This window comes from Clostridium sp. DMHC 10, from assembly GCF_001270375.1.
GTDB lineage: Bacteria > Bacillota > Clostridia > Clostridiales > Clostridiaceae > Clostridium_S > Clostridium_S guangxiense.
On record NZ_LGVB01000016.1, the window covers coordinates 69,640 to 94,624 of the forward strand.

The following is a 24,985-nucleotide window of genomic DNA, read 5'->3' on the forward strand; positions in this document are numbered from 1 at the left end:
TTACCCCTTCCTTAAATCCCAAAAAATTTTAAACTCCAATTTTTCAACTTCTCTTTGCTGTTTGTAACTAATACGAAGCGAAGCATTCTCAGGAATAGTGATATCCTTCTCAAGGTCTTTTAGTATAATCTTAATATTATTGCCATTTTCCTTTACAGCAGTTATGGTTTCTTCGATTTTATCAAATAAAACTGCAGACTTACCAACAGTATCCTTAGAAACCATGTATAGTTCATTCTGATTTATGTAATTAGTTGAATCTCCAGCTGCAAGCCAATTAATTAAGGCCTCCCTACTAAATCGCCATTCACGACCAATTTTACGAGCAGGGATGTGTTCCTCTCGGAGTAACTTAATTAGGGTTTTTTCACTAACTCCCAAAAATTCTATTGCTTGTTCAAGGTTCAAAATATCATCGTTCATGAAATGAAACTCCCTTCTAATCTTAAGAAGATTATACCGCTAAGCATCATGAAATTCAATAATAACAGAAATAAATTGTGTTTTAGCAGTATATAACATCCATTTAACATTAAATGCCCGATTTTTGTTTTTTAATGAAACTAAAAAATTTTTAACACAAAGGTAACGCGGAAATTTTAATTGATGGTATCATTAAATTCTCTGTGGAAATAAAAAAAGGGGCTGTTGCACTAAAAAAAATTGCGAAGGAATCATAATAGTGAAGTTAAAACCCTTCACTCGTATAATATAGTTGTACCCACCAATAAAGATTAGACCAAATCTACTAACGGATGTTTATAATAATATTTTTACTATTATTCGTATTTACCTAATTCTATTAAGTTCTAAGATTTACCTGAGAGAAACGAAAGGTAAATCCACCTTCACTGTACTCTGCACTTTGTACTCTGTGCTCTGAATCAACTTCCAGTTTGCAGGGATAGATTAGGTATTAGCAATTCAATCTTTCAGCTTGGTTATCTATATTTTTTCTATGATCCTGTTGACTTATATCTACTTAATCCAAATCTAAAAAATCCATAACTGGGAATTAAGAATAGCAAGGATATTATTGGTGAAAACATAAAAAGGATATTTCGGTTTATGTCCAATAAATACAATAGAGGATAATATTGAATCAAGGCCAGTGGAACTATAAATGTTAGAAATTTTAAAATACCATTTCCATACACGGAAAGTGGGTATCGACCAAATTGACGTGCACCATAAGTGAAGATGTTCAAAAACTCCAAGCTTTCCATTGTAAAAAGTGAGCATGCAGCGTTAATGAGAAATAAACCAAAAAACAAAACTCCTCCGCAAAGTATCATAAGACATAGTGTGATAATCTTTTCAAAAGTCCATGTAATAGCACTCATAGGTATTGTATAGAATAGTACGAGTGCAGCCTGCAATAATAAACCAAGTCGCGAAAAATCCATATTAGGCATCAGCACTTGCAATATAATGCTTCTTGGCCTTATAAGGGCGCGGTCAAACTCACCATTGCTAAGCATACGGGGAAATGAAGCTAATCCTCCTCCAAACATTTCTCCAAGTGAAAAAGCCATCATTGTAACGGAAAAGCATAGAAGTACTTGCTGGTAGGTGAAGTTATCTACCGCCTTAATTCGTGAAAAAATAAAATATAAGCCAAAGAACGATGTAAATGATGTTATGAACTGTCCTAATGTAGTTAAAAAGAAAGATACTTTATATTGCATCTGGCTTTTTAGGTTCAAGGCTATAAAATTTAAATATAGTTTCATATTAACCTCCCTGTACAATTACTTTTTTTAGGGTGCGCCGCATAATAAACTGTCCAATGACAAACAGTACTACAAGCCAAAATAATTGAAAGGCAACACCTTTCAAAGTAGCTGTACCTTTAACAGTTCCACTGTATATAATAAGTGGCATATTTTGCATTGCCGCAAAGGGAAGCAGTTTAACAATTGCAAGAATGGGTGCAGGAAAAAATGGTAAAGGTATTATGCCTCCAGATAAAAATGATGTAAAAGCAGTAACTATGATTTTTATACCTCTCTGAGACAGTATATAAAACATTGAAATATACATAAGCATAGCAAATGAAACAACTACGCACAATGCAAGTACTGTTGATAGTAAAAACAGAAGGAATTGTGCCATACCAAGCGGCATGCACATTCTGTACGGCTTTGGCATGATAAGTGCTAAAAGCAGTGAAGGTAGACAGTTAAGTATTGTAAAAGTAATGCGGTTGGCAGCGGACTCACAAAACCAACGGCCATATAAGTTCATTGGGCGGACGAGTTCATAGGCAATGGAACCACTTTCAATGGTAGAATAAATTTCACCGTCTGAAAAAACCACTGCGAAAAGTACTATTAATGTTTGTTGCATCCATATATAAGAAATCGTCTGTGAAAGTTTCATTGGAAAAGTGTTATTGCCAGTGTGATAAAGTGCTGAATATGCAAGTACTTCCATAAGGACCCATAAAAACCTTGTAAGAATTGCTCCAAATGATACAGCACGATATTGTAAGTTGTTTATAAAACGTATCCGGAATACTGATATATACATATTCATATGCTATATTCCTTATAAAGAGAGGCAACCATTTCTTCAGTAGTTATGTCAGAGACTGAAACGTCAAGTAATTCCGTCTGCGTGGCAAAATATCCAATTGCATCTGAGACCTGCACTGCTGATGGATCAAGGGAAATTACAAGCTGTCCTTCACTAGCTTCAGTAATTGTCATTCCTGCACAAATTTTAGGTGCTTTCCCGCGGTATTTTATCACAAGTGTTTTGCGCTCGGATGCATGTTTTTTTAGCTCATCTAGACTTCCATTGAGTAGTATCTTGCCTTTTCCAATTAATAGTATACGATTGGTTAATGCCTCAATATCTTGCATATCATGGGTTGTAAGTATGACAGTTGTGCCCCTTTCAGCGTTAAGCCTCTTAATAAAATTACGCACAGCTATTTTGGAGACTGCATCAAGTCCTATAGTTGGTTCATCTAGAAACAATGTTTTTGGATTGTGCAGCAGAGAAGCAGCAATTTCACAGCGCATACGTTGGCCAAGACTTAAGTTTCGTGCTGGCGTTTTTAATAATTCCCCTAAATCAAGAAGCTCGGAAAGCTCATCCAAATTGGCTTTAAAAAGTTTTTCATTAATCTTGTACATATCACGTATTAATTCAAAGCTGTCAATAACAGGTACATCCCACCAGAGTTGGCTCCTTTGGCCAAATACGACTCCAATTTCACGTACATGAGCTATACGGTTTTTCCAAGGGGTACGTCCATTTATAATACATTCACCACTATCGGGAGTGAGAACGCCGCACATAATCTTGATAGTGGTACTTTTTTCCAGCACCGTTTGGTCCTATATAGCCAACCATTTCACCATCATTAATTGTAAAGGATATATTTTCAAGAGCTTTTACTACTTCATATTCTCTATTGAATAGAGCTTTAAAAGCATTACCGAGTCCAGCATTTCGCTTGGAAACTTTAAAGGATTTAGAAATTTCTTTTAATTCAATCACTTAAACACCACCTTTGTACTCTGATTTCTGTGCTTATTAATTATATAGATAAACAGGCTTTAACGAAAGTTTGCATTTAAGTCTTATTTTATACTACAATAGGTGCCAAAGTAATCTTAATAATTTTTCTAGGTTTTTCATATAATATCTAAATTTTAGTTGACAGACTTGCATTTTTACTATAAGATATAAGTATAAAATAACAGTAAAATAATTAAACTATTGACCAACATGCCAAAAATGGCTAACATAATATGGAAATGCGCCCTTATCCAGCTTGGATAGGGGCTTTTTATATACTTACATGTATTGATTTCAGTGCACAATTTATGTAAGTTAAATGTATCAAAAAGATTTTTAACTAATTTAAAATTTGAAATTAGTAAATAATATATAGGTTAAGGATTGGAAGTGGAAAATTTGAAAATATCATTTTTAGGTGGAGCAAGAGAAGTTGGTGCTAGCTGTATGCTTGCGAGGCTTATGGATAAGAACATTCTTCTAGATTGTGGAATAAGGCAGGGAGCGGCTAAAGATATACTGCCAGACTTTAGTACCATTCAAGAAAATGGTGGTGCAGATATAATCATAATAAGCCATGCACACATGGATCACATAGGGGCACTGCCTTTAATAAGTAAGGAGTATCCCAATGCCAGAATTTATATGAACAACATGACAAAGGATCTTACGAAGGTGCTTCTTTATGACAGCTTAAAAATTATGAACAGCAGAGAAGCTGAAATACCACTTTATGCAGAAAAAGATGTAGAAAATATGATGGGCAAGATTTTTACAATTAATTATCAAGTTGAATTTGAAATTGCAGCTGGTATAAAATTGAGTTTTTATCAGGCTGGTCACATTGCAGGGGCAGCAGGAGTGTATATAACCTCAAAAGAAGGAAGTCTTTTCTATTCGGGAGATTTTTCTATATTTAAGCAGAGGTCTATTGAAGGAGCAAAAATACCTAAGCTTAGACCGGATGCAGCTATATTTGAATCAACCTATGGAAATAAACTTCACAGCAACAGAGAAATAGAAGAAGATAGGCTAATAGATGTAATAAGTGATTGTATTAAAAATAACGGTAAAATGCTAATTCCGGCCTTTGCACTAGGCAGGGCACAGGAAGTTTTACTAATTATAAAAAGTGCCATTAATAAAGGTAAGCTTCCCAAAGTTAAAGTTTATGTTGACGGAATGATAAAAAACATAAATAGGGTATATAAAAATAACCCACTTTATTTAAAAGGGAGCCTTGGCAAGAAAATATTAAGGGGAACGGAACCTTTTTATGATGACAATATTTCTCCTGTAGAGAATAAAGAGGAAAGAGAAAAGCTTCTAGATTCCGAGGAAACAGTAATTATTATATCAAGCTCTGGAATGATGACAGGAGGACCTAGCCAATATTACGGAGAAAGAATAGCAGGAATGGAAAACGGGTATATTGTTATAACAGGATATCAGGATGAGGAAGCTCCGGGCAGAAAACTTTTGAACCTCATAGAACTTCCTAAAGAAGAGAGAACTATGGATATAAACGGAAAAAGTATTCCTGTAAAATGCAGCATAGAGAAGGTTGGACTTTCGGCTCATAGTGATAAGAATGAGATAAAAGCACTGGCTGAGCAGCTTAGCTCAAGAAATATATTTCTTGTTCATGGAGAAGAAAGCGTTATTGAAGGTCTTGCAAGTGAAATAGCTAGTGATGTGATGGGGAGAGTATATGTGCCTAAAGATGGAGAAACAATAGAGGTAAATATAAGAGTTCCTAGAAAGCAGCTAAAAAGACAGCTTGAACATTTATTAAGCCGTAAGGATGAGATTAGTGAAGAAAATGTAGAGGAGCTTTGGAAATTTGTACGTGAAAACTATAATGAAAGACTATTTACTATAGAAGAACTTCTTGTTATATGGAAGGGAAATGCTGTTTTTAATTCTGTGGAATTTGAAAGCATGAAAAACGTTCTTTTAAATTCACCATACTTTGAAAATGATGTTAGAAGATTTTTTATGTTTAAAGCAAGGTCAAAAGAAGATGTAGAAGAGGATCTTAAGCCTAAAGAATTAAAACCAAATGAAATAAATGATTTAATTAGAGAACATTTTAATGGATATGCTTTTAAAAAGATAAGCATTAAATTGGGAGAAAAGAAAGTAATACTTGTTTTTGATTTTCCAAGAGCAGTAAATAAGGATATAAGTAATATTATATCTGATTTTGAAGGTGAATTTGAATGGAAGGTTGAAATCAATAAGGAAACAAATAATAATGCTTTAGAAAATTTAATAAGAACTCTATTTTTAAATTTAACTATAAAGAAAATATCATTTTTGCTTAATGAAAACAAAGTTTTAGTGTTAACTGATGATAAAGTAGAGGGGTTTGAAGCTGAGAAAGAAGAATTTAAGAAGAAAACTGGCTTTGATATAGTTCTTCAAGGCAGTAATAATATAAAAAGCACAATTAATGATAGCTGCGTAATGTCAGCGGGAAACTCACCTATGATGGAGCAAAATGAAGCATTAAAATATATAGATACCTGTTTTCAAGGTGAAAAGCATAAACCTTATAAGAAAAGCATTAAATCTAAAGGAAACCTAGAGCTTAGTTTTATTTCACCTATAATAGGAAGAAAATATGCAGAAAAAATAGGGTCTATTGCAAAAGACATAGGATGGAACATGTCTATATCAAATTCTGTAAACCAAAATGAAGTTATTAATATTGTAGTAAGACTTTGTGTGAAAGAAGGGATAAAGCTAAAGAAGAATCCATCTTTTAATCTTGGCACTATGGAGGTTACTTTGAGTTTAGAAGATGGAAGCAAAGAAGTGTTAGAAAAAATTAAAAGTGAATTTGAGGGAAGTACAGGATGTTATTTAAATACAGCTTTATAAAAATATTTAATATTTTATTACATTTGTAGTATAATAGTAAATGGAAAAAATTTGAATTTGAGGGGGTATAAGTGTTATGAGTAAGATTTCTAAGGTAGCGATGGCTGTTTTTTGTTTAGTATTTTTGAAATCATTAACAGTTCATGCTCAAATAGTAGATAATCAGGTTGTTGGTAAGTATAAGACATGGACTATAAAATTTAGTAAGGCAGTTAAATTTGATGATAAAGTCAAAAATAAAGTTCATGTATTTGATAATAAGCAGGATGATATTAAAGTCAGTGTAAGCAAAGGAAATAGTGACAATGAGATTTTAGTTAGTCCACCAAGTGAAGGATATAGTTTGGGAGAAAAATATACTTTAAATGTACAAAAGGATATTTATTCAACTGATAATAAAAATTTAAGTAATGATGTGAAAATGAATTTTAGTATAAATCAAGATGTAAGTAGTAACGCCAATTTAGTTAACGGTGGGGAGATTGCATCGGATGGAGAATGGCTTTATTATAGTGCCACTGATGGACTTTACAAAATTAAAAGCGATGGAACTGGTAATTTTAAGTTAAGTAAAGATACTGCAAAATATATAAGCGTAAATAATGGCTGGATTTATTTTGTCAATAATGATGACAGAAAAATATACAAAGTAAAATCAGATGGTACAGGACCATATAAAGTATCAGATGTAGAGGTTAAGGAAATTTATGTACAAGGAGATTATATATACTATCATAATTATAATGGACTAGGTGAATATGTTTCTAAAATGAAAGTTGATGGTACTGGTGCCGAGGAGATAGGAAAGAGTGACATATTTGAAGGAGAATTTGCACTAGACGGAAATTATATTTACTGCAATAATGGTGGAACCGTAAGTAAAATTAAGGCAGATGCTGTTTCAGGAGATACGGGTACTACTATTATTAGCAAAGTAAGAGGACCACTGTATATATATGATGGCATGATTTATTATGGAACTAATAGTTCAGATTATATATCAAAATTTAACTTAGGTAGAGCAAATGAGGATGGAACTGGAGCATTAAATTTGAATGTAAAAAACTTAAATTGTGTTAATTTTGCAGGTAACAGTATGTATTATAGTGCAGATGAAAATAGTATATTATATAAGGCAAATTTGGATGGAAGTAATCCAGTTAAAATAGGTCAAGATATTAATAATTTTTATATTTTAGAAAATCAAATTTATTATATAAATAGCAGCGATAATTCATGGTATAAAATGAATTTGGATGGAAGTAATCATATAACACTTGGAAATTAACAAGTTCATTTTTAAACAACGAGCAGCATATTATCATATTATAGTTTAATACAAATTTATTTATATCTGATGTAGTCATTCTAAGTGTATCTACGGAATAAGACATAGGTACGATATTGTTAATTACCCTATAAAATGCTGGTGCAGTTTCTATTGGAAAAGTTCCTCCAGAATAAGCTAACTGCAGCATTAATATTTAATATTTCAATAACACCAAAACTTAAAATTATTGCCTGTAAAGCTACAAGTGCTGAGCCTAGTGTGAATTTTTCAAAAAAACTGTTCAAAAACTTGGACATATCCTCGGAACTAAATTTAAGTTTATTATCCATATTATTGTATCCATTATTTAAAGCATTGTTAAGCTGACCTGTTCCTTGGTTAACGGTCTACAAACCATTCATTAAAGAATTAGAACAGGCATTTAATACCTTTAAACCATCTGTTAGGGTACCTATCTTATCGGCTGCAGTATGTAGTCCCTTTTCTAAGGTTATACTTCCATTATTAGTTGTTTGTAAGCCATTTACTAAAAGTTTTGAATTATTATTTAATGTTCCAATTCCGTTTGTAAGAGTTCCAAGCTTATCAGTGATAGTAGGGAAATGGCAACTATTATCACTAAAGCGATTAAAAATATAGCTGATAATTTATAGACTTGACGCATTTTTGTTTATGAATTAAGTAAGAGGTTGCGTGAGTAAAAGGAATAATGTATTCTTGAACCATAGTAAAAACTTGAGGAGGAAGTAAGTATGATACCAACTAATTGCTAATATTAATTAACCAAAATTAATATGGATTTTCATATTGAGTTTTAAAAGCCTAGTTTTATATAGGCCTATTTATGGATAGACAATATGGAAGGTTGAAAATGATAATGCCAAGTTTATCCTATTAAACTGGAAGTTGATTCAGAGCACAGAGTACAAAGTACAGAGTACAGTGAAGGTGGATTTACCTTTCGTTTCTCTCAGGTAAATCTTAGAACTTAATCGCGTTCTTGATTTCTTCTTGCTTTTTATTTTGCCTGTTGCTTAAACAGTGCTTGCTTTTAGTTCTAGAAGGATAATGGGCTCCGCCCAAACCCCGCGTAGGATTACATTTCTTCACTATTGGAGCAGCTATATTGAAATTGAGGTTGTGTTTGAATATAGTAACCCTCTCTTACATGCCCAACCCAATTTTGAAAAATTGATTTCCAGTCAGTTTTCTTAAAAAATGTTTCAATTGGATTTGCTGCATTAGAATTCCATTCCAATATCAAAAAAGGCCCTGCTCCCACAAACCAAATGCCACTATTTTCAACCTCTACTTCCCTTATTAAAAGCAACGGCAGCCCATATTGATAAGCCATTGCAGGTTCAATTTGTGCATATGGACTTCCTTCCCAAACTATCTGTCCATCAGGATTATTAAGATTGTTTTGAATAACCCTAACCTGTCTCTGTTTTAAATTGAGAGATACCATTCCATAACTAGATAAAATCATCCGACGAATATTAGTTAATGGTGTTTCTGGATATTGCTCTGTAACTGGTAAAGTTCTTGGAAAAAGCAGTGCCTTTCTAATCTGCCTTATTATTTCATCAACAAACTGCTGCTGCACCGTGTTAAGTCTACTTGGATGACTCAAAAACACTGGAATTTTAAACATTAAGTTTGCTGATTCTTTCATTAGTTGTGTAAATTCTGCGGCTTTTTTTACCGTAGCTTTATTTTCGTTTATTGCTTGTGGGTTTACGTTTTTTTTCACTTTATATTTAACGATATCACTATTCATTAATCTCCACCCCTCGTTACATACTATGAAGAAAAAATGAATAGTTTACAAAATCCCTTTTGCTAATACTATATTCATCAATTCAACTTTGGAATTATTACATCATTAATCCATTTTTTAATTTCACTTTTCTTCTCTTCATCATCATTTTTAGGGTCTACAAAATCAATTGCTCCAACTATATTATTATCCTTTAAAACATCTTGCAATTTCATAAAACATTTTTTTGCACCGCCACCTCCATGGGAAGCAAAAAAAGCAATGTTCTTTTGTTTTATTTCATTATCAGAAATAAAAGTATTTATCGGTGGTGCATACGTACCTGCCCAAATAGGTGTGCCAATGAATATTGTGTCGTATTGCTCTAGGTTAGGAATTTTATTTTTCAAGCTCGGCTTTTCCTTAAATATTGCACTTTTTCCACCCCAAAAGAACTTTCTAAATCCTGTTTTAGGAATTTCTTTTTGTGGCTGCAATTCAAGCAAATCACATTTTAATTCTCCTGCAATAAGATTAGCAATAAATTTTGTATGACCCTCCAATGAATAAAAAACTACTAAACTTTTCATTTGATCACCTCATATTAGAAATAACTTTTTTTAAATACATATTATCATTGTAAATAAATTAATCAATATAAATTATACTTTATGTGGTATATTTTTAGCTATATGAACCATAAAAATCAAATATCATATATTATAATGTAACCAATTAATAAGGAAGTAATCTATGATATTAATTTTATCTGCACTGCTATTTAGTTTATCTTCCAATCTAGATAACCTAGTTATAGGCATTGCTTACGGAGTAAAAAACATAAAAATAGGAACATTTGCAAATCTTTTAATAGCTATTGTTACATCCATAGGAACATTTTTATCTATGTCAATTGGAAAATATATTTCAAAACTTTTACCTCACTATGTAGCTAACTCCTTAGGTGCCATAATAATCATTATTCTAGGCATATATTTTATAATACAAAGTATCATAAAGCTTATGAATAATACTAAACAAAAAGAACTTTCTTTAAAGGATATTACTGATATGCTTGAATATGCTGAAACCTCTGATTTAGATAAATCCGGTGACATAAATATCAAGGAAGCTTCATTCGTGGCACTTGGACTAACTTTTAATAATCTTGGTACAGGAATAGCTGCAAGTATAACTGGAGTAAATATCACCTTTACAGTTGCTTTTACCTTTATATTCAGTATTATTACAATTATAATTGGAGAAGTCTTCGGTACTCATGTACTTGGAAAAGTTTTGGGTAAATATGCACCTCTAATTTCAGGCATACTTCTTATAATACTTGGTATTGTCGAATTTATTAATTAGCAATTCTTTATTTTTTAAGAGTCGATACAAGGCTATGAGCATTGTATTAGCTCTTGACATATGTAAAAAAATTTAAGTATACTGTATATAGACCAGTCATTATAATTGCTTTATGAAAGGACTTATATTTTATGAATAGTAAAACTAATTCAAAAGAAAAGATACTTTTAACAGCATCAAAGCTTTTTCAAGTCAAAGGTTACAATGCTACAGGCTTGAACGAAATTCTAAAAGAAAGCGGCACACCTAAAGGTTCTCTATATTATTACTTCCCTAATGGAAAAGAAGAATTAGCGTTAGAAGCTATTAAACTTGCAAATGAAGCCATCACAAATAGATTAAAATTTACATTAGATAAATATAAAAATCCTATTGATTCTATTCAACATCTTATAAAAAATATAATAAATGATTTAAAAAAGGATATGAAGCTTCAGGATTTATCTATAAGCCTAATAGCATTAGAAACTTATTTATCGAGTGAACCCCTAAGAAAAGCCTGCAGTGAAGCTTTTATGGTTTTAGGGACTATGTATGCTAAAAAACTAATTGAAAGTGGTTTTTCTAAGGAAATTGCAGAGGAATTAGGTAACTTTATTCAAATTACAATTGAAGGTGCCATCACAGTAGCAGTTACTGAACAAGATTCTACAGCCCTTTTAACAGTTAGCAATCAAATTGAAATTCTATTAAATAATTATTTAAAAAATAAATAGCTTATTTGTAAGCTATTTTGCAGTTATTATAACAACTGGTCTATATAATTAAAAAAGGAGAATTTATTTATGAGTGAAGAAAAAATCGAAGTTGAAGAAAGAGAAGCCGCGCACTATAATGCAAAAGCTATTATGTTTGTACTTCTCTTAGGAAGTTTCATATCTTTATTTAATGAAACTATATTAAATGTAGCGTTTCCAAAGCTTATGGTAGAAATGCATGTTTCAGCTACCACAGTTCAGTGGCTTACGACCGGATATGTATTGGTAGTTGGAATTCTTGTACCAGTTACAGCTTTTCTTATGCATACCTTTACTACAAAACAACTATATGTAGGCGCAATGTTATTATTTTTACTTGGAACAATATGTGCTGTACTCTCTAATTCGTTTATAACCTTATTAATTTCAAGATTAATTCAAGCATTGGGTACCGGAATGTTAATACCTATAATGATGAATTCAGCGTTAGTTATAACTCCACCTGAAAGACACGGTTCAATAATGGGCTTATGTGTTTCTGTCCTTACTTTAGGTCCTGCACTTGGTCCAACTGTTTCTGGATTACTACTGCAATCTTTTTCTTGGCATTCACTATTTATTTTGTTGATTCCTATTTTAGTTATTTGCATAATTGGCGGTCTTATGTTTTTGCAAAAATACTTCTTCAATAACAAAGCCTAAAATTGATTACTTATCTATAGCATTATCCTCAATAGGTTTTGCAGGGATTATATATGCAGTAAGTTCTGCAGGAACCACAAATATCAGATTTACTGTAATTATTTTTGCAGTTGGACTAATAGCATTAATCTGCTATGAAAAACGCCAATTATCCTTAAAGCAGCCAATACTAGAAATAAGAACTTTCAAACATCCAGTATTCTCAATAAGTATAATTCTAATTATGATAATACAGATGTTCCAATTTTCAATAAACATAATAATACCTTTACTCATGCAAACCGGGCTAAAAACATCGTCTTTCACATCGGCTCTTGTTTTATTACCTGCAATTCTTATTGGTGCTGTGCTAACTCCACTTACTGGCAATATTTATGATAAAGTAGGTGGTAAAATATTAATTCCAGCTGGTTTTACAATTATATTTGCCTTTACCTTCCTATTATCACGAGCCACACCATCAACTTCGATATTGCAAATTACTATTATGTACTGCTTTATAATGGTAGGACAATCTATGACTATGTCACCTACCCAAACAACTGCACTTAGTCAGTTACCACCTAAAAGTAACCCAGATGGTGTTGCAATTGTTAATACTGCTATGCAAATAGCTGGTGCTTTAGGTTCAGCATTATTTGTTGGTATTATGACAGCTTTTCAAAATAGTTATTTAAATACTTCACATAATGAAGTAATGGCTATTTTTAATGGTTTTGAGCATTCTATTGCGATTGCTACTCTACTTATGGCAGTTGGTCTTGTATTATCATTAATGCTAATTTCAAGAAACAAAGCCCAAAAAACTAATAAATAAAATTCATAGTTTAGTCTGATTTACTTAAAAGTTTATCCAAGTATACCGACTTCATTTGTTTACTTGCCATAGCCTTTTTTACAGGTGGAAGCTTCAGTATTGCGGATAAAACTGCCGCCATAGCTCTGTGGCTAGAAAGCGCTTTATTATCAAAAATAAGCTCTTGAAGCTTCCCCTTTTCAATAGCCTGAAGTACAATTCTATGAGTTGTATTAGCTGGAGTTATTATCTGCTTTTCTCTATTTTTAAGATATATAGCCTTCTTAGGGCAATTTCTAACGCAAACACCACAGCCAAGACATATATCCTCATCATTTTTAGCCTTATGCGTTACAGCATCAACCTTCATAGCATCAATAGGACATGCTTTTGCACATTTACCGCATCCAACACAGTTTTCTTCAATAATCTTTGGAATAAATGCAGTAGTTTGAATAGCATTAAGTAGCCAAATTTTTTAATTGCCTGCATCCCCTCACAGCAGCAGCCACAGCAGTTGCAAAGAAAAACTCCACCACTCCTGACATTCTCTCCACATTGAACTAAATTATAATCATATGCCATGTTTAATATATCCAAAGCCTCTGATGCCTCTATTGCCCTACCATACCCATGTTTACTTAAGGTATAAGCACTATTTCCAAAGGTCAGGCAAGTTTCCATAGGTGCGTAACAATCCTTACCTAGATGGTGCATCTTATGCCTACAAAAGCACATACTTACCGTAATAAACCTAGCTTCCTTTATTACATTGCTGGCTCTGTCATAATCCATTATCTCTAGTTCATTTTGCCTTGAAAGAACCCCTTCCTGTACAAAAGCTTTTCCAAACCTAGTTTCCGTTCCTAAAAACAAATCCTTAATAAAATCTTCTTCCACATTTAAATACTGAAAATAAAGCTCTGATAAAGCCTTTTGGTCAATGTCATTCCTAGTTCTCATAAGAGAAAACTCAAAAAATCCTATCATTGGAGGTGGAAGACAGTACTCCTTTTTTTCATCATAATCAATATCCATAAGAATAGCCTTTGAAGCAAGCTTTTGAAGTATATTTTCAGCTTGAACCTCAGTCATTTTCCAAATGTCACTTGCAGTTTTCACAGTAAATGGCTTAATCGGCAGCATAGCTACAAGTCCTGCCTCTTTTTCATTAAAAAGCATACTGAGTATTTTATACAGTGTTTTGGAGGGAGGTGCCCCTTGAGGAAATCTATTAATTCTTTCTTCTAATCTTTTATAGGCCTCTTTGTTTGAAATGTGCATAACTTTACAACCTTTCCTGACACTTTTTATTTATTATACCATTTAAACAAAAACTACAACTATTTTATTCCAAAAACAATTGCAGCACTTCCCTTCTTCCATTTCAATTCTATTTTTTTAAACTCTGAATAACGAAAATCTTCAAATTCTTGATTTTTAGCTATATAATCAGCTTCAATATACATTCCACCCTCGGTTAAGCTGTCATAAATTTTACCATACAGCTTAATATAGCCACTCTACTACTTAATTCATAAATAAAAAAGCTCCATCTAACAAAAATTAGATAGAACCTTCAGTATTCTCATATTTTCTTTTTTTAGAAATAATTTTTTGTATAGTTTTTGGTGATAAATAATAATTTTTCGAAAGACTTTGTACTGATATTCCTTCTAAATAATCTTTATATATTCTATCATTTCTAACCTTAAGTTCTTCTTTACTTTTGGTTAATTCACCCCAGGCCATTTTATTTTCTTCCTTCCTAGGTATATAAATATATTCACCATCTACATATTTTTGAATTATTTCTAATACTTCGTTAGGCAAAATGTCCCTAGCGTTTGCATAGCTCATCTCAATGCTCCTCCTAAATATAATTTTTATTTTAGGATTGAGCAAAGGCTATCTCTTAACTTTAATTTTTATTCATTATGCAATAGCCTCTGCTATGCATAAATAACATGCCCTCCCATAAAAGCACTCCTCCTTCATCTGCACTAAATAAGCTTTGATCTATATATATGATTATAATGCATATTACTAACAAATGTCTAATACCTTTAACCTATATAACATTTCTCCATATATTACTAAGTTTTTTCCCATTTTCCTCGTAATATATATATGCCGACTGCCAATAAGTTCCTATATATTCACGCTGACGAGTATTTACTTCCACAAGTAATTTGTTAACTTTATCTGTTTTAGTCATTCTTATTATATTATATCTTTCTGGAACGCCAGGAATTAAACCACTCTGTCCAACACTTAAAGCTCCTGCCCCAATCATAATCATGTTAGGATTTACATTTTGAGGATTTAAGTAATCCAAGCTTATAATTCTGTGGACATGTCCGTGCATATAAATCTTGAAGTTCTCATTTTGCATGGCATTTGCAAAAGGGATATCATCTCCATAGCTGCCTGCAAGATTCACAGGATGATGTCCTACTGCTATCTTTATTATATCCTCTTTGGGAAGCTGCCTTGAAGCCTTTATTAAACCTTGCGTATCAAAATAGGTTACCTCACGATTAAACTGATCAATTTGTGACGCAGTGTTTAACATAAAAAAATGCTATTTTTTTGTTATCGATAAAATCTCCCATTATAACTTTAAGCTGATCCTTAGGATTCTCAGGAAAAGGAACTCCATACAACCTTTCATATAAATACTTGCTGTAATTTGCAAACTTTTTGTACCACTGTGCATCATCTCTTTTCAAATAATACAAGTCATTTCCAATGTTTGTAACCACCTTATCATTTGGTCCAGGAGTCCCCATAGTTAAATGATAGCTTGCCATAGTAATGTCCCAGCTTAAATCGTGATTCCCGGGTACTATAATTATCTTTCCATATGGTATACCCAGCCTTTTACTGAGCATATCTATAAAATGAAATGCCTTTTCAAAAGACGCTTCTGAATTACCTCGTTCAACAAAGTCTCCGCTGATAACCATATAATCAATATCCCTTAAACTTAAAGTATTTTTAGGATCATCAAAGTAAATTTTATTTAAATCTTTAGTTAAAAGATATACCTCATTTTTTTCATCAATCTCTGTTGTATAATGCAAATCACTTAGATCTAGTATTATTCCTTCATTTTTAGGTGTATTAACACTCTGTTCTTGCATCTGAGCTTTTGTTTTTGTTCTTAATTCATTAACCATATTCTCATCCCCAGTTTTCTTTTATCTGCTCCTTTTCATATTATGTAGAAATGTTTACTATGTTGCTTCAATTATATATAGGTAGACAACTTGAAACTTTAAAATTGCAATCTCCAAATTTATCCTGACCAACTGGAATTTGTCGAACACTATAGTGAAGGGTTTTAACTCACTTCGTTTGTTAAAAGACTAAGGTTTTCGCTATGCGAAAAGGTGAATTTTTTTATCTTCAATAAAAAGCTAAGGTTGATTTTCCTCCGTTTCCCTACGGAAAATCTTTAACGTATTTAAATTATTTATTTTTCGTAGAGAAACGGATATGGAAAAATTCAATCTCAACATAGCTCAAATCAAATCTATTGCTTATGGTAAAAATTACTATTACTAATTTTTACTTTTCAACTTGTTTATCTATATAGATAAACAAGCTAAAAGTTTGAAAATGTAAGTACCAAGATTATACAAGCAATATATCTATAGGAGGCTGTAAAAAAAGGTGTTTTATAGGTTTTACTACACCACGCATAAAGCATTATGAGCGGCCCGTAAAAAAGATCAGTTCTAAAAGAATTAGCTTCTCTAGTAAAAACTAATTTAAGAAGCACATGTAATATAATTTTAGGTGAAGAAAAGCGAAAAATGAGAATAGTAGATATGGTGCTTTTGTTTATTGTTTTTATTATTTCAACGGCGTTTAGATACTGTAAACCATATAATTTACACTTGTCGCACAAGATATCGTAAGGTCCAATCTTGATATATGTTGAGACATATTTCCAACATTCAAAGTTCTGTTTCTAACCTCAGGTATAAAACAGTTGTTGCAAAACACAACTGTTTTATATTACAATTGAATTGAGGTGGTTTTATGGAAAAAGAAGAAAGTAATTATTTACGTGAATTAATTAGAGTATTAGTAAGAGACCTTGGTATTTTAGAAAAATCTGATTCAAATTGTCACGGAGTTACCATGTCTCAGTGCCATGCTATTGTAGAAATTGGTAGAGCAAAGGAAATTTCTTTAAATGGACTTGCTAAGATTTTGAACTTAGATAAAAGCACGATGAGCAGGACTATAAATAAATTAGTAGATGATGATTTGGTAGTTAGAGAAGCACATCCAGAGGATAGACGCTATATTGTTATAAAGCTTACTGATAAGGGCATAAAGGTATTTAAAACAATAGAAGAAAACATGAATAACTACTATAAAAAAATATTTGTGTCTATTCCACAAGATAAAAGAAGAACAAGTAACTAGATAGCTTAAAGATACTTATTGACGTTATACATGGAAATAAATGTTGTTAGGAGATGGTTTTATGAAAGGTGATGTTAAAAAAGAGGTTAAAGAATATTACGGAAAGATAGCAAGTAAAGTCATTAAACAAACAAGTGGAAATTGTGGGTGCACTACATCTTGCTGCTCATATGTAACTAATAATTCGAAGGTGTATACAAAAGATTTCATTGATGGGTTACCTGATGAAGCTGTAAATGCATCGCTTGGGTGTGCTAATCCAGTGGCACTTGGTAATCCGCAAAAAGGGGAGGTTATATTAGATTTAGGAAGCGGAGGAGGAATAGATGTATTTATTTCATCCAAATATGTAGGTGATACTGGAAAAGTATATGGGCTTGATATGACTGATGAAATGCTTGAACTCGCCAATAAGAATAAAGAAAAAATGGAAGTCAAATTAGAAAGGATTGATTAAGAATGGATTATAGTATTCAAGAAATGAAATCTGAAAATTGGGAAGCTGTAGCTAAAATATACATGGAAGGAATTAATACAGGGAAAGCTACTTTTCAGTCAGAGCTTCCAAGTTTTGAAGATTGGGACAAAGGACATATGAAGGTGTGTAGATTAGTTGCTTATGATGGTAAAAATGTACTTGGCTGGGCAGCACTAAGTCCTACTTCAAGTAGATGCGTTTATAAAGGTGTTGCAGAAGTTAGCATATATATAGGAGGAGCTTATAGGGGTAAAGGGGTAGGAAAAAGCATATTAAGCAATTTAATAAAGTTATCAGAGAAAAATGGAATTTGGTCTTTATACTCCGCAATTATAAGAGAAAATAGTTCAAGCATAGCGCTGCATAAAAGCTGTGGTTTTAGGGAGATAGGAATAAGAGAGAAAGTTGCAAAAATGTCGAATGGTATATGGCATGACACAGTTTTAATGGAACATAGAAGTAAGGTAGTAGGGATTGAATAAAGATAAGCAACATGGAAGGTTGAAATTGATTATATCAAGTTTATCACTACAAACTGGAAGTTGTGAAGTAACAATGCTTCGTCGCGTTAAAAAAGCCCTATAAATCTAAGTGGTTATTTAAAAAAAGTAGTTGCTTTGGGTTCTAGAAGGATAACGATCATATACGGGGTTTGGGATGTAATCCCATTATCCTTCTTTAACTTGTATTACGCATATATATTAGCCCAAACCACGCGTATGTTTATACTCGCTATCGCTCAAACAGATTGAAAAATCTAAGTATTTTACAATTTTTGAATCAAGATTTATTAGAATTTTTTTAAACCGTTCCTTCAGCATTGTTACTTCATTCCCACAGTAGTGCAAGGAAAAAATTCCTCCGTACCTACTGAATTTTAGCATAAATCTTTGTATACATTATTTAAGCAATTTATAATCATTTTCATTGTTAAATCTTGTTAACAGTGTATTTTTCGTAGAGAAACGGAGAAAAATACTCCTTGCTTTTCGGGCATAGTGAAGTAATATTGATTCGGAATGGTTTAAATAAAGCTTTATAAATCTTAGATAAACTAGGATTTTGTAATTTTAAGGCTCCAAGTTGCCTATCTACAAAATACTTGTATCATACAAATAAATGTGGTATAGTTATTTTAAAGTAATTAAATCGATATGAATATTGGAAGTGAAAAATATGAAATGTACAAAGTGTAATGAGGTCAGCAATAACTGCTGCATTGATGAAGTTGGAGAAATGATACAAAAGCTTGTAAGGGTGTTTCAACTGTTTGAAAGAGATCAAATAAAAATACATGGCTTTACAACTACTCAATGTTATACATTATTGGAGATAAGTAAATTTGGAAGTCTTTCTATGAATGAAATAAGTGAAAAGATGAACTTAAATTCAAGTACAATGACTAGAATTTTAGATAAGCTTGTGAGAGATGAGTATATTTCAAGATCCAAGGATGATAATGATAAAAGGATCGTTATTGTAAGTCTTAGGGAAAAAGGTATTGAGGCAGCTTCTAAATTAAGTGATTCAGTTAAGGCATATTATAAAAAAATAATTGAAAATATACCTGAAGGCCAAGTTGAGGAAATATTAAAGTCAGTTAATATACTTCAAAAAGCATTTGAGAAAGCTAATCCTAATTGCTGCTAGGATTTAGCTGGATTTTACAATATATTATTTGTATGATACAAATAATATATTTCCAATAAATATAAATTATAAGAATTAATATTACAAAATACTTGTATAATACAAACATTTTGTTTGAGGAGGAATAAAAAAATGTTTAATTTAATTAAAGATACTGCTTTTTATGTACTGCATACTCTTTTACATGATTCTGTCCCATTAGCTTTTGGAATAATAGTTGCATGTGTTCTCAATGTATATGTTGATCCTGAAAAATTTAAGGCATTACTCATGAAACGTAAAAAGGCATCTATTCTGGGAAGTGTAGCTTTTGGAGCATTTACACCGTTATGTTCCTGTGGTACCATGGCTGTTATTGTTTCAATGCTTACCACTATACTTCCTTGGGGACCGATAATGGCCTTTATTACTTCATCACCACTTATGAGTCCAGATTTATTTGTAATGTTATCAGGAATAATAAGTGTAAAATTCGCTGTAGCTTTAACTGCTTCATCCATAATTATTGGAATAGCTGCAGGTAATATTAGTTATTATTTAGAAAAGAATACAAGCTTCTTTGATGATCAAGTGAGGTTCTCTAATAATGAAGCTGCAATCTGTTCTTGTTCAAAGCAAACTAAAAAGATTACTAGAACTAAAATTTTAAAACCAGTTAACCTAAAGAGTTCATGCTGCTCCAAAAATGCAACTAAAGAATATTTGAATGAGACATGCTGCTCAAAAAGTGATAATAAAAATTCAAGCAAATTTATTAAAAAATACAAATTAGATAAGTTATTAAGTGTATTTTTTAATTTGGGAGTTAAAAAAATTTTAGTATACTTTTCTGTTTTTGCTGCAATTGGATATTTGATCAATAAATTTGTACCTACTTCAATAATCGTGTCATTATTTGGAGCAAAAAATATATTTTCTGTTCCACTAGCTGCATTAATAGGCGTTCCTTTGTATGTAAGTGATGCTAGTGCTATTCCATTAATAAAAACATTGATGAATGCTGGTGGCGGTGGTGGAGCAGTTCTTGCATTTATGATTACAGGACCAGGAACAAGCATTGGAGCAATAACTGGAAGTTTAACTATAATGAAAAAGAAAGCTGTATTCTTTTATGTAAGTATTTTACTCATTAGTGCCATATTACTTGGATATTTATATAATTTTTTAATATTTATAGGTTTGTAATTAAAATGGAAAAAGGAAGACTATAATAAGTCTTCCTTTAATTTTGTATTTATAATATAGAATTAATTGATATTAAGTTTTTCATCTAAAACTTTGCAAAGAATTGATATCATATTATCAGTATCTTTTTCAGTTACTATTAAAGGTGGCATTAATCTAATTATTGATGGTCTTGGAGAATTTATTAACAAACCTTCCTTTAAGCATTCACTTACAATTTCACTTCCATTTTCAGTTGGTAAGTCAAAGGCTATAAGAAGACCTTTACCTCTAATATTTTTAAGTTTGTATTTAGAGCTTATTTCTTCTAGTTTAGAAGTTAAATATTCACCTTGAAGCTTAGCATTTTTTGATAAGTTTTTGCTTATGATTTCTTTTACGACGGCTGATCCAACAGCCATTCCAAGTGGTTGAGCTGAGTAAGTTCCACCTTGATCACCTGCTTCAAATATATTTAGTTTTTCCTTGGCCAATAATGCAGATAGAGGATATCCACCACCTATGCCCTTTGCTAGTGTCATAATATCTGGTTCAATACCATAGTATTCATACGCAAACATCTTTCCTGTTCTTCCAAGCCCAGTTTGTACTTCATCAACAATTAGTAGAAGGTTGTTTTCATCACATAAATGCTTTATAGCTTTAAAATAATCAGTGCTTGCTTCATTTACACCGCCTTCTCCTTGAATAGGTTCTAGCATTATTGCGCATGTTTTTGGAGTTATGGCTTGTTTTAATGCGTCTATATCATTTAAAGGAACATGTTTAAAACCAGGAACTTTTGGTTCATATAATTTATCCCATATCTTTTTACCAGTGGCAGACATTGTGGCAAGAGTTCTTCCATGAAAACTATTTATGGTAGTAATTATTTCATATGCTCCATTTAAATACTTTTCACCGTATTTTCTAGCAAGTTTGATTGCTCCTTCGTTTGCTTCAGAACCACTATTAATAAAAAACACTCTATCAAAGCAAGAAATATTTGTAAGTAGTTTTGCAAACTCAAGCATTGGCTTATTGTAATATGCGGGACTAGCATTGATAAGTGTATTAGATTGATTAGTGAGGGCGGTTTTTATTACATCTGGACAATGACCAAGGGAAGTTACAGCCCATCCACCCATAAAATCAAGATAGCATTTATTAGATGTATCCCATAAATACATACCTTTACCGTGTTCCATTATTACATTAGGACGATTTGTTGTAAATAATATTGAATCCTTTGCTTCAGTTAGAAGCTTGGGTACAGAATTTATTTCTTTAGATAAGGACATGAACAACAACACCTTTAAAAAATTATATTAAATGATAAACAATGGCAAAGTTATTATAATGCATAATTATACAATACATTAAATTAATATTCAACACGTAAACTAAATATAACTAATAAATAACCAAAAAAGGGTTGCAAATTTTACTTAAGCGTCATATGATTATAATTCAATATACTTATATGATAGATGAAAGTAATGAATTTGCTATAAAATGAATCACAACACAATTGAAAATAATGAGATTAAATTATAGAAAGAGAATAAAATGTATAATTATAAATATCATAGAATAGGAGAACATAATATTGATATATTAAATGTTTTACATGGAGGAAGATAAATGAAAAAGAATGGGGCACAAAGGGAATTTAAAAAGTTAAAGAGTCAAATTAATCAAATTGAAGAGATTGTATATCACTCGAAACCAGGAGCGCTTATAGAACAAGAAGTTTCCATAAGAAAAAAGTTAAGAAAGCTAAAGGAAATGGAAAGGGAAGGCTTTAGGGATTTTAGGGATGTATATGATAGGTATGAAGAGCTTTTAGAGGAAACATCAAAAAGAATGCTGGAGTATTATAATAAGAAAAATGGTACGGATTTTGATTTTTATGACGTGTTAAGAGGAAATTATAATGCTTTTTTAAACTCAGGATTTATGACAGTACTTACTAAGCATCATATACCAAAGTTAATTGCTAAAGAGTTTGAAGAAAGGTTCCCAGATAATCCTAAAGACGAATATATTGAGACTAGACACATGAAAAGAAAAATTTATATTCATTTAGGTGAGACAAATACAGGCAAAACTTACAATGCTGTAGAACGCCTTAAAACAGCAAAAAAGGGAATATACTTATCTCCTCTTAGAATCTTAGCTTTAGAGAATTTTGAGAAGTTAAATAACGAAGGAGTAGTTTGTGATTTGTTAACTGGTGAAGAAGAAGTATTAAGACCAGGTTCAACTCATGTTTCCTGCACAATAGAAAAGCTTAACTTAATGGAACATTATGATATTGCTGTTATTGATGAAATTCAAATGATTAGCGATGAGCGCAGGGGAATGGCATGGAGTAGGGCACTTCTTGGCTTAAAGTGTGATGAAATTCATATATGTGGAGCAGCTAATGCAAGGAACATATTAGAAACAATTATAAATGACTGTAGGGATGAGTATGAAATAAAGGAATATACAAGAGCAATTCCGCTGGAGGTTGAAAATAAAAGCTTTAATTATAAAGATGTTAAAGCGGGCGATGCTGTTGTAGTGTTTTCTAAAAAGAGAGTGCTGGAGATAGCACAAAATTATTCTAGCAAAGGTATAAAAGTCAGTGTGATATATGGAGATTTGCCTCCAGAAGTTAGAAAAATGCAGTATGAAGAGTTTGTAAATAAAAAAACAAAAGTTTTAGTAACTACGGACGCAATTGGAATGGGAGTTAATCTTCCTATTAGAAGAATTATTTTTGTAAATATAAGAAAGTTCGATGGTGAAGAAATACGAGAATTAACTTCACAAGAAGTGAAGCAGATAGCTGGCCGTGCAGGACGAATTGGTATATATGATGTGGGATATGTAGCTAGCTTGGGAGATACTCAAGATTTTATAAGAGAGAGGCTTGAGACTGCAGATAAAAATATAGAAAGAGCAGTTATTGGACCATCAGATGCAATACTTAAGATTAAAGGATTGCCCTTAAGTGAAAAATTAGCTTTATGGAGTACTAGGGAAGAAAAGCTGAATTATTATACTAAAATGGATATCAGCGAATATATAATAATTTTAGATAGAATAAAGAAATATAAGTTAAGAGAAGAAATACAGTGGAATTTACTAAAGGTCCCCTTTGATGTATCTAGAGAAGAATTAATGAACACATTTTTAGGATATGTAGATGAATTATTTATAAGCAAGCATGATAGCTTATTTAAACCTCAGTGCTTCGAAGGCAATTTGAGTGATTTGGAAATATATTATCAAAAAATAAATATGTATTATTCATTCTCTAAAATATTTAATTTAGAATTTGATGTAGAATGGGTTTATAACAAAAGAAAAGAGGTAAGCGAAGCCATAAATGAGATATTAGTTAGAATGTAGCTATAGATAGACAACTTGAAACTTTAAAATTGCAATCTCCAAATTTATCCTGATAAACTGGAAGTTGATTCAGAGCACAGAGTACAAAGTACAGAGTACAGTGAAGGTGGATTTACCTTTCGTTTCTCTCAGGTAAATCTTAGAACTTAATAGTGTCAGCTACGCTGAGCACTATATTTTAAGCGCTTTGTTTCTCTACGAAAAATGCACTGTTAACGAGATTTTACAATAAAATAAATGCTAAATTGTTTAAATAAAGGATTATAAAGATTCACGTCAAAATTCCGTAGGTACGGAGGAATTTTTTCCTTGCACTACCGTGGGGGTGAAGTAACAATGCTGAAGGAACGGTTTAAAAAAATTCTAATAAATCTTGGTTTAAAAATTGTAAAATGCTTAGATATTTCAATCTGTTTGAGCGTATGCGAGTTATTGAAATTTCTTAGTATTTTACAATTTTTAAGCCTTAGATTTATAGGGTTTTTTTAACGCGACGAAGCATTATTACTTCACAACTTCCAGTTTAGCAGAATAAATTTAGTATTAGTCGTTTCAATCTTTCAACTTGTTTATCTATACAAAGATTCACGCCAAAATTCCGTAGGTACGGAGGAATTTTTTCCTTGTACTACCGTGGGAGCGAATTAACAATGCTGAAGGAACAGTTTAAAAAAGCTCTAATAAATCTTGATAAAAAAATCCTAAAACCCTTAGATATTTCAATCTGTTTGAGCCAAAAGCAAGTTATTGAAACATCTTAGGATTTTAGGATTTTTTATCTTAGATTTATAGAACTTTTTTATTAAAAGTGCTTTTA

24 protein-coding genes and 2 pseudogenes are annotated in these 24,985 nt (G+C 31.7%); 12 read left to right on the top strand and 14 right to left on the bottom strand.

Annotation, left to right across the window (positions count from 1 at the left end; genetic code table 11):
* From AGR56_RS17655 to AGR56_RS23625, 5 genes are all read right to left on the bottom strand, one after another.
* On the bottom strand, positions 1-423 hold the full coding sequence (locus AGR56_RS17655) for a helix-turn-helix domain-containing protein (RefSeq protein WP_053243415.1): 423 nt from the start codon (positions 421-423) through the stop codon (positions 1-3).
* 533 nt (positions 424-956) lie between these two features.
* On the bottom strand, positions 957-1,733 hold the full coding sequence (locus tag AGR56_RS17660) for an ABC-2 family transporter protein (protein WP_053243416.1): 777 nt from the start codon (positions 1,731-1,733) through the stop codon (positions 957-959).
* A 1-nt stretch (position 1,734) separates the two neighbouring features.
* On the bottom strand, positions 1,735-2,436 hold the full coding sequence (locus AGR56_RS17665; RefSeq protein ID WP_231016962.1) for an ABC transporter permease: 702 nt from the start codon (positions 2,434-2,436) through the stop codon (positions 1,735-1,737).
* Between the two features lie 98 nt (positions 2,437-2,534).
* Positions 2,535-3,308: an ATP-binding cassette domain-containing protein gene (locus AGR56_RS17670; protein ID WP_347460553.1), complete on the bottom strand. Its 774-nt coding sequence runs from the start codon at positions 3,306-3,308 to the stop codon at positions 2,535-2,537.
* Positions 3,283-3,510 carry a hypothetical protein gene (locus AGR56_RS23625; protein WP_347460554.1) on the bottom strand — a complete coding sequence of 76 codons (228 nt, stop codon included), beginning with the start codon at positions 3,508-3,510 and terminating at the stop codon, positions 3,283-3,285. Before AGR56_RS23625 ends, AGR56_RS17670 begins: the two co-directional genes overlap by 26 nt.
* 411 nt (positions 3,511-3,921) lie before the next feature.
* Here AGR56_RS23625 and AGR56_RS17675 point away from each other — a divergent pair, with 411 nt between their 5' ends.
* Both AGR56_RS17675 and AGR56_RS17680 read left to right on the top strand, forming a co-directional pair.
* Positions 3,922-6,417: an MBL fold metallo-hydrolase gene (locus AGR56_RS17675; protein WP_157055832.1), complete on the top strand. Its 2,496-nt coding sequence runs from the start codon at positions 3,922-3,924 to the stop codon at positions 6,415-6,417.
* Between the two features lie 76 nt (positions 6,418-6,493).
* Complete coding sequence (locus AGR56_RS17680; protein WP_053243418.1) at positions 6,494-7,705, top strand: DUF5050 domain-containing protein; 1,212 nt, start codon at positions 6,494-6,496, stop codon at positions 7,703-7,705.
* 128 nt (positions 7,706-7,833) lie between these two features.
* Here AGR56_RS17680 and AGR56_RS17685 read toward each other — a convergent pair whose 3' ends face one another.
* From AGR56_RS17685 to AGR56_RS17695, 3 genes are all read right to left on the bottom strand, one after another.
* Positions 7,834-8,037, bottom strand: a complete 204-nt coding sequence (locus tag AGR56_RS17685; RefSeq protein WP_053243419.1) for a hypothetical protein — start codon at positions 8,035-8,037, stop codon at positions 7,834-7,836.
* A 767-nt stretch (positions 8,038-8,804) separates the two neighbouring features.
* Complete coding sequence (locus tag AGR56_RS17690; RefSeq protein ID WP_331000754.1) at positions 8,805-9,383, bottom strand: hypothetical protein; 579 nt, start codon at positions 9,381-9,383, stop codon at positions 8,805-8,807.
* 182 nt (positions 9,384-9,565) lie between these two features.
* On the bottom strand, positions 9,566-10,057 hold the full coding sequence (locus tag AGR56_RS17695; RefSeq protein ID WP_053243421.1) for a flavodoxin: 492 nt from the start codon (positions 10,055-10,057) through the stop codon (positions 9,566-9,568).
* A 163-nt stretch (positions 10,058-10,220) separates the two neighbouring features.
* Here AGR56_RS17695 and ytaF point away from each other — a divergent pair, with 163 nt between their 5' ends.
* The 4 genes from ytaF (at position 10,221) to AGR56_RS23635 (ending at position 13,052) form a co-directional block, all read left to right on the top strand.
* Positions 10,221-10,835, top strand: a complete 615-nt coding sequence (gene ytaF, locus AGR56_RS17700) for a sporulation membrane protein YtaF (protein WP_053243422.1) — start codon at positions 10,221-10,223, stop codon at positions 10,833-10,835.
* 131 nt (positions 10,836-10,966) lie between these two features.
* Positions 10,967-11,551 carry a TetR/AcrR family transcriptional regulator gene (locus tag AGR56_RS17705; protein ID WP_053243423.1) on the top strand — a complete coding sequence of 195 codons (585 nt, stop codon included), beginning with the start codon at positions 10,967-10,969 and terminating at the stop codon, positions 11,549-11,551.
* A gap of 69 nt (positions 11,552-11,620) precedes the next feature.
* Positions 11,621-12,235 carry an MFS transporter gene (locus AGR56_RS23630; protein ID WP_347460555.1) on the top strand — a complete coding sequence of 205 codons (615 nt, stop codon included), beginning with the start codon at positions 11,621-11,623 and terminating at the stop codon, positions 12,233-12,235.
* Positions 12,186-13,052: an MFS transporter gene (locus tag AGR56_RS23635; protein ID WP_347460556.1), complete on the top strand. Its 867-nt coding sequence runs from the start codon at positions 12,186-12,188 to the stop codon at positions 13,050-13,052. Before AGR56_RS23630 ends, AGR56_RS23635 begins: the two co-directional genes overlap by 50 nt.
* Positions 13,053-13,062: 10 nt before the next feature.
* Here AGR56_RS23635 and AGR56_RS17715 read toward each other — a convergent pair.
* The 5 genes and pseudogenes from AGR56_RS17715 to AGR56_RS22370 form a co-directional block, all read right to left on the bottom strand.
* Positions 13,063-14,315 (bottom strand): annotated as a pseudogene (locus AGR56_RS17715) (4Fe-4S dicluster domain-containing protein).
* Between the two features lie 59 nt (positions 14,316-14,374).
* The gene (locus AGR56_RS23095) at positions 14,375-14,500 is read right to left on the bottom strand and encodes a hypothetical protein (protein WP_269144152.1); all 126 of its coding nucleotides are present in this window, start codon (positions 14,498-14,500) and stop codon (positions 14,375-14,377) included.
* Positions 14,501-14,597: 97 nt separating this feature from the next.
* Positions 14,598-14,891, bottom strand: coding sequence for a CD3324 family protein (locus tag AGR56_RS17720; protein ID WP_053243424.1), 294 nt, complete (start codon positions 14,889-14,891; stop codon positions 14,598-14,600).
* 211 nt (positions 14,892-15,102) lie between these two features.
* A complete protein-coding gene (locus AGR56_RS22365) occupies positions 15,103-15,606 on the bottom strand; it encodes a hypothetical protein (RefSeq protein WP_242851593.1) in 504 nt (167 codons plus the stop codon).
* Positions 15,581-16,213 (bottom strand): metallophosphoesterase, encoded by a 633-nt coding sequence (locus AGR56_RS22370; RefSeq protein WP_242851594.1) that lies wholly within the window; start codon positions 16,211-16,213, stop codon positions 15,581-15,583. The genes AGR56_RS22365 and AGR56_RS22370 overlap by 26 nt, the downstream gene beginning before the upstream one ends.
* Before the next feature lie 868 nt (positions 16,214-17,081).
* On the opposite strand from AGR56_RS22370, the pseudogene AGR56_RS17730 reads away from it, so the two are divergent.
* The 5 genes and pseudogenes from AGR56_RS17730 (at position 17,082) to AGR56_RS17750 (ending at position 20,787) form a co-directional block, all read left to right on the top strand.
* Positions 17,082-17,470, top strand: a pseudogene (locus AGR56_RS17730) (MarR family transcriptional regulator).
* Positions 17,471-17,535: 65 nt separating this feature from the next.
* Entirely contained in the window at positions 17,536-17,931 is a 396-nt protein-coding gene (locus AGR56_RS17735) for a methyltransferase domain-containing protein (protein ID WP_053243425.1), read from the top strand.
* Positions 17,932-17,933: 2 nt separating this feature from the next.
* Complete coding sequence (locus tag AGR56_RS17740; RefSeq protein ID WP_053243426.1) at positions 17,934-18,434, top strand: GNAT family N-acetyltransferase; 501 nt, start codon at positions 17,934-17,936, stop codon at positions 18,432-18,434.
* A gap of 694 nt (positions 18,435-19,128) precedes the next feature.
* The gene (locus AGR56_RS17745) at positions 19,129-19,602 is read left to right on the top strand and encodes a MarR family transcriptional regulator (protein WP_198150103.1); all 474 of its coding nucleotides are present in this window, start codon (positions 19,129-19,131) and stop codon (positions 19,600-19,602) included.
* 132 nt (positions 19,603-19,734) lie between these two features.
* A complete protein-coding gene (locus tag AGR56_RS17750; RefSeq protein ID WP_053243427.1) occupies positions 19,735-20,787 on the top strand; it encodes a permease in 1,053 nt (350 codons plus the stop codon).
* A 62-nt stretch (positions 20,788-20,849) separates the two neighbouring features.
* Here AGR56_RS17750 and AGR56_RS17755 read toward each other — a convergent pair whose 3' ends face one another.
* Entirely contained in the window at positions 20,850-22,067 is a 1,218-nt protein-coding gene (locus AGR56_RS17755; protein ID WP_053243428.1) for an acetylornithine/succinylornithine family transaminase, read from the bottom strand.
* A gap of 343 nt (positions 22,068-22,410) precedes the next feature.
* Here AGR56_RS17755 and AGR56_RS17760 point away from each other — a divergent pair, with 343 nt between their 5' ends.
* A complete protein-coding gene (locus tag AGR56_RS17760) occupies positions 22,411-24,168 on the top strand; it encodes a DEAD/DEAH box helicase (RefSeq protein ID WP_053243429.1) in 1,758 nt (585 codons plus the stop codon).
* Positions 24,169-24,985: the final 817 nt, after the last annotated feature.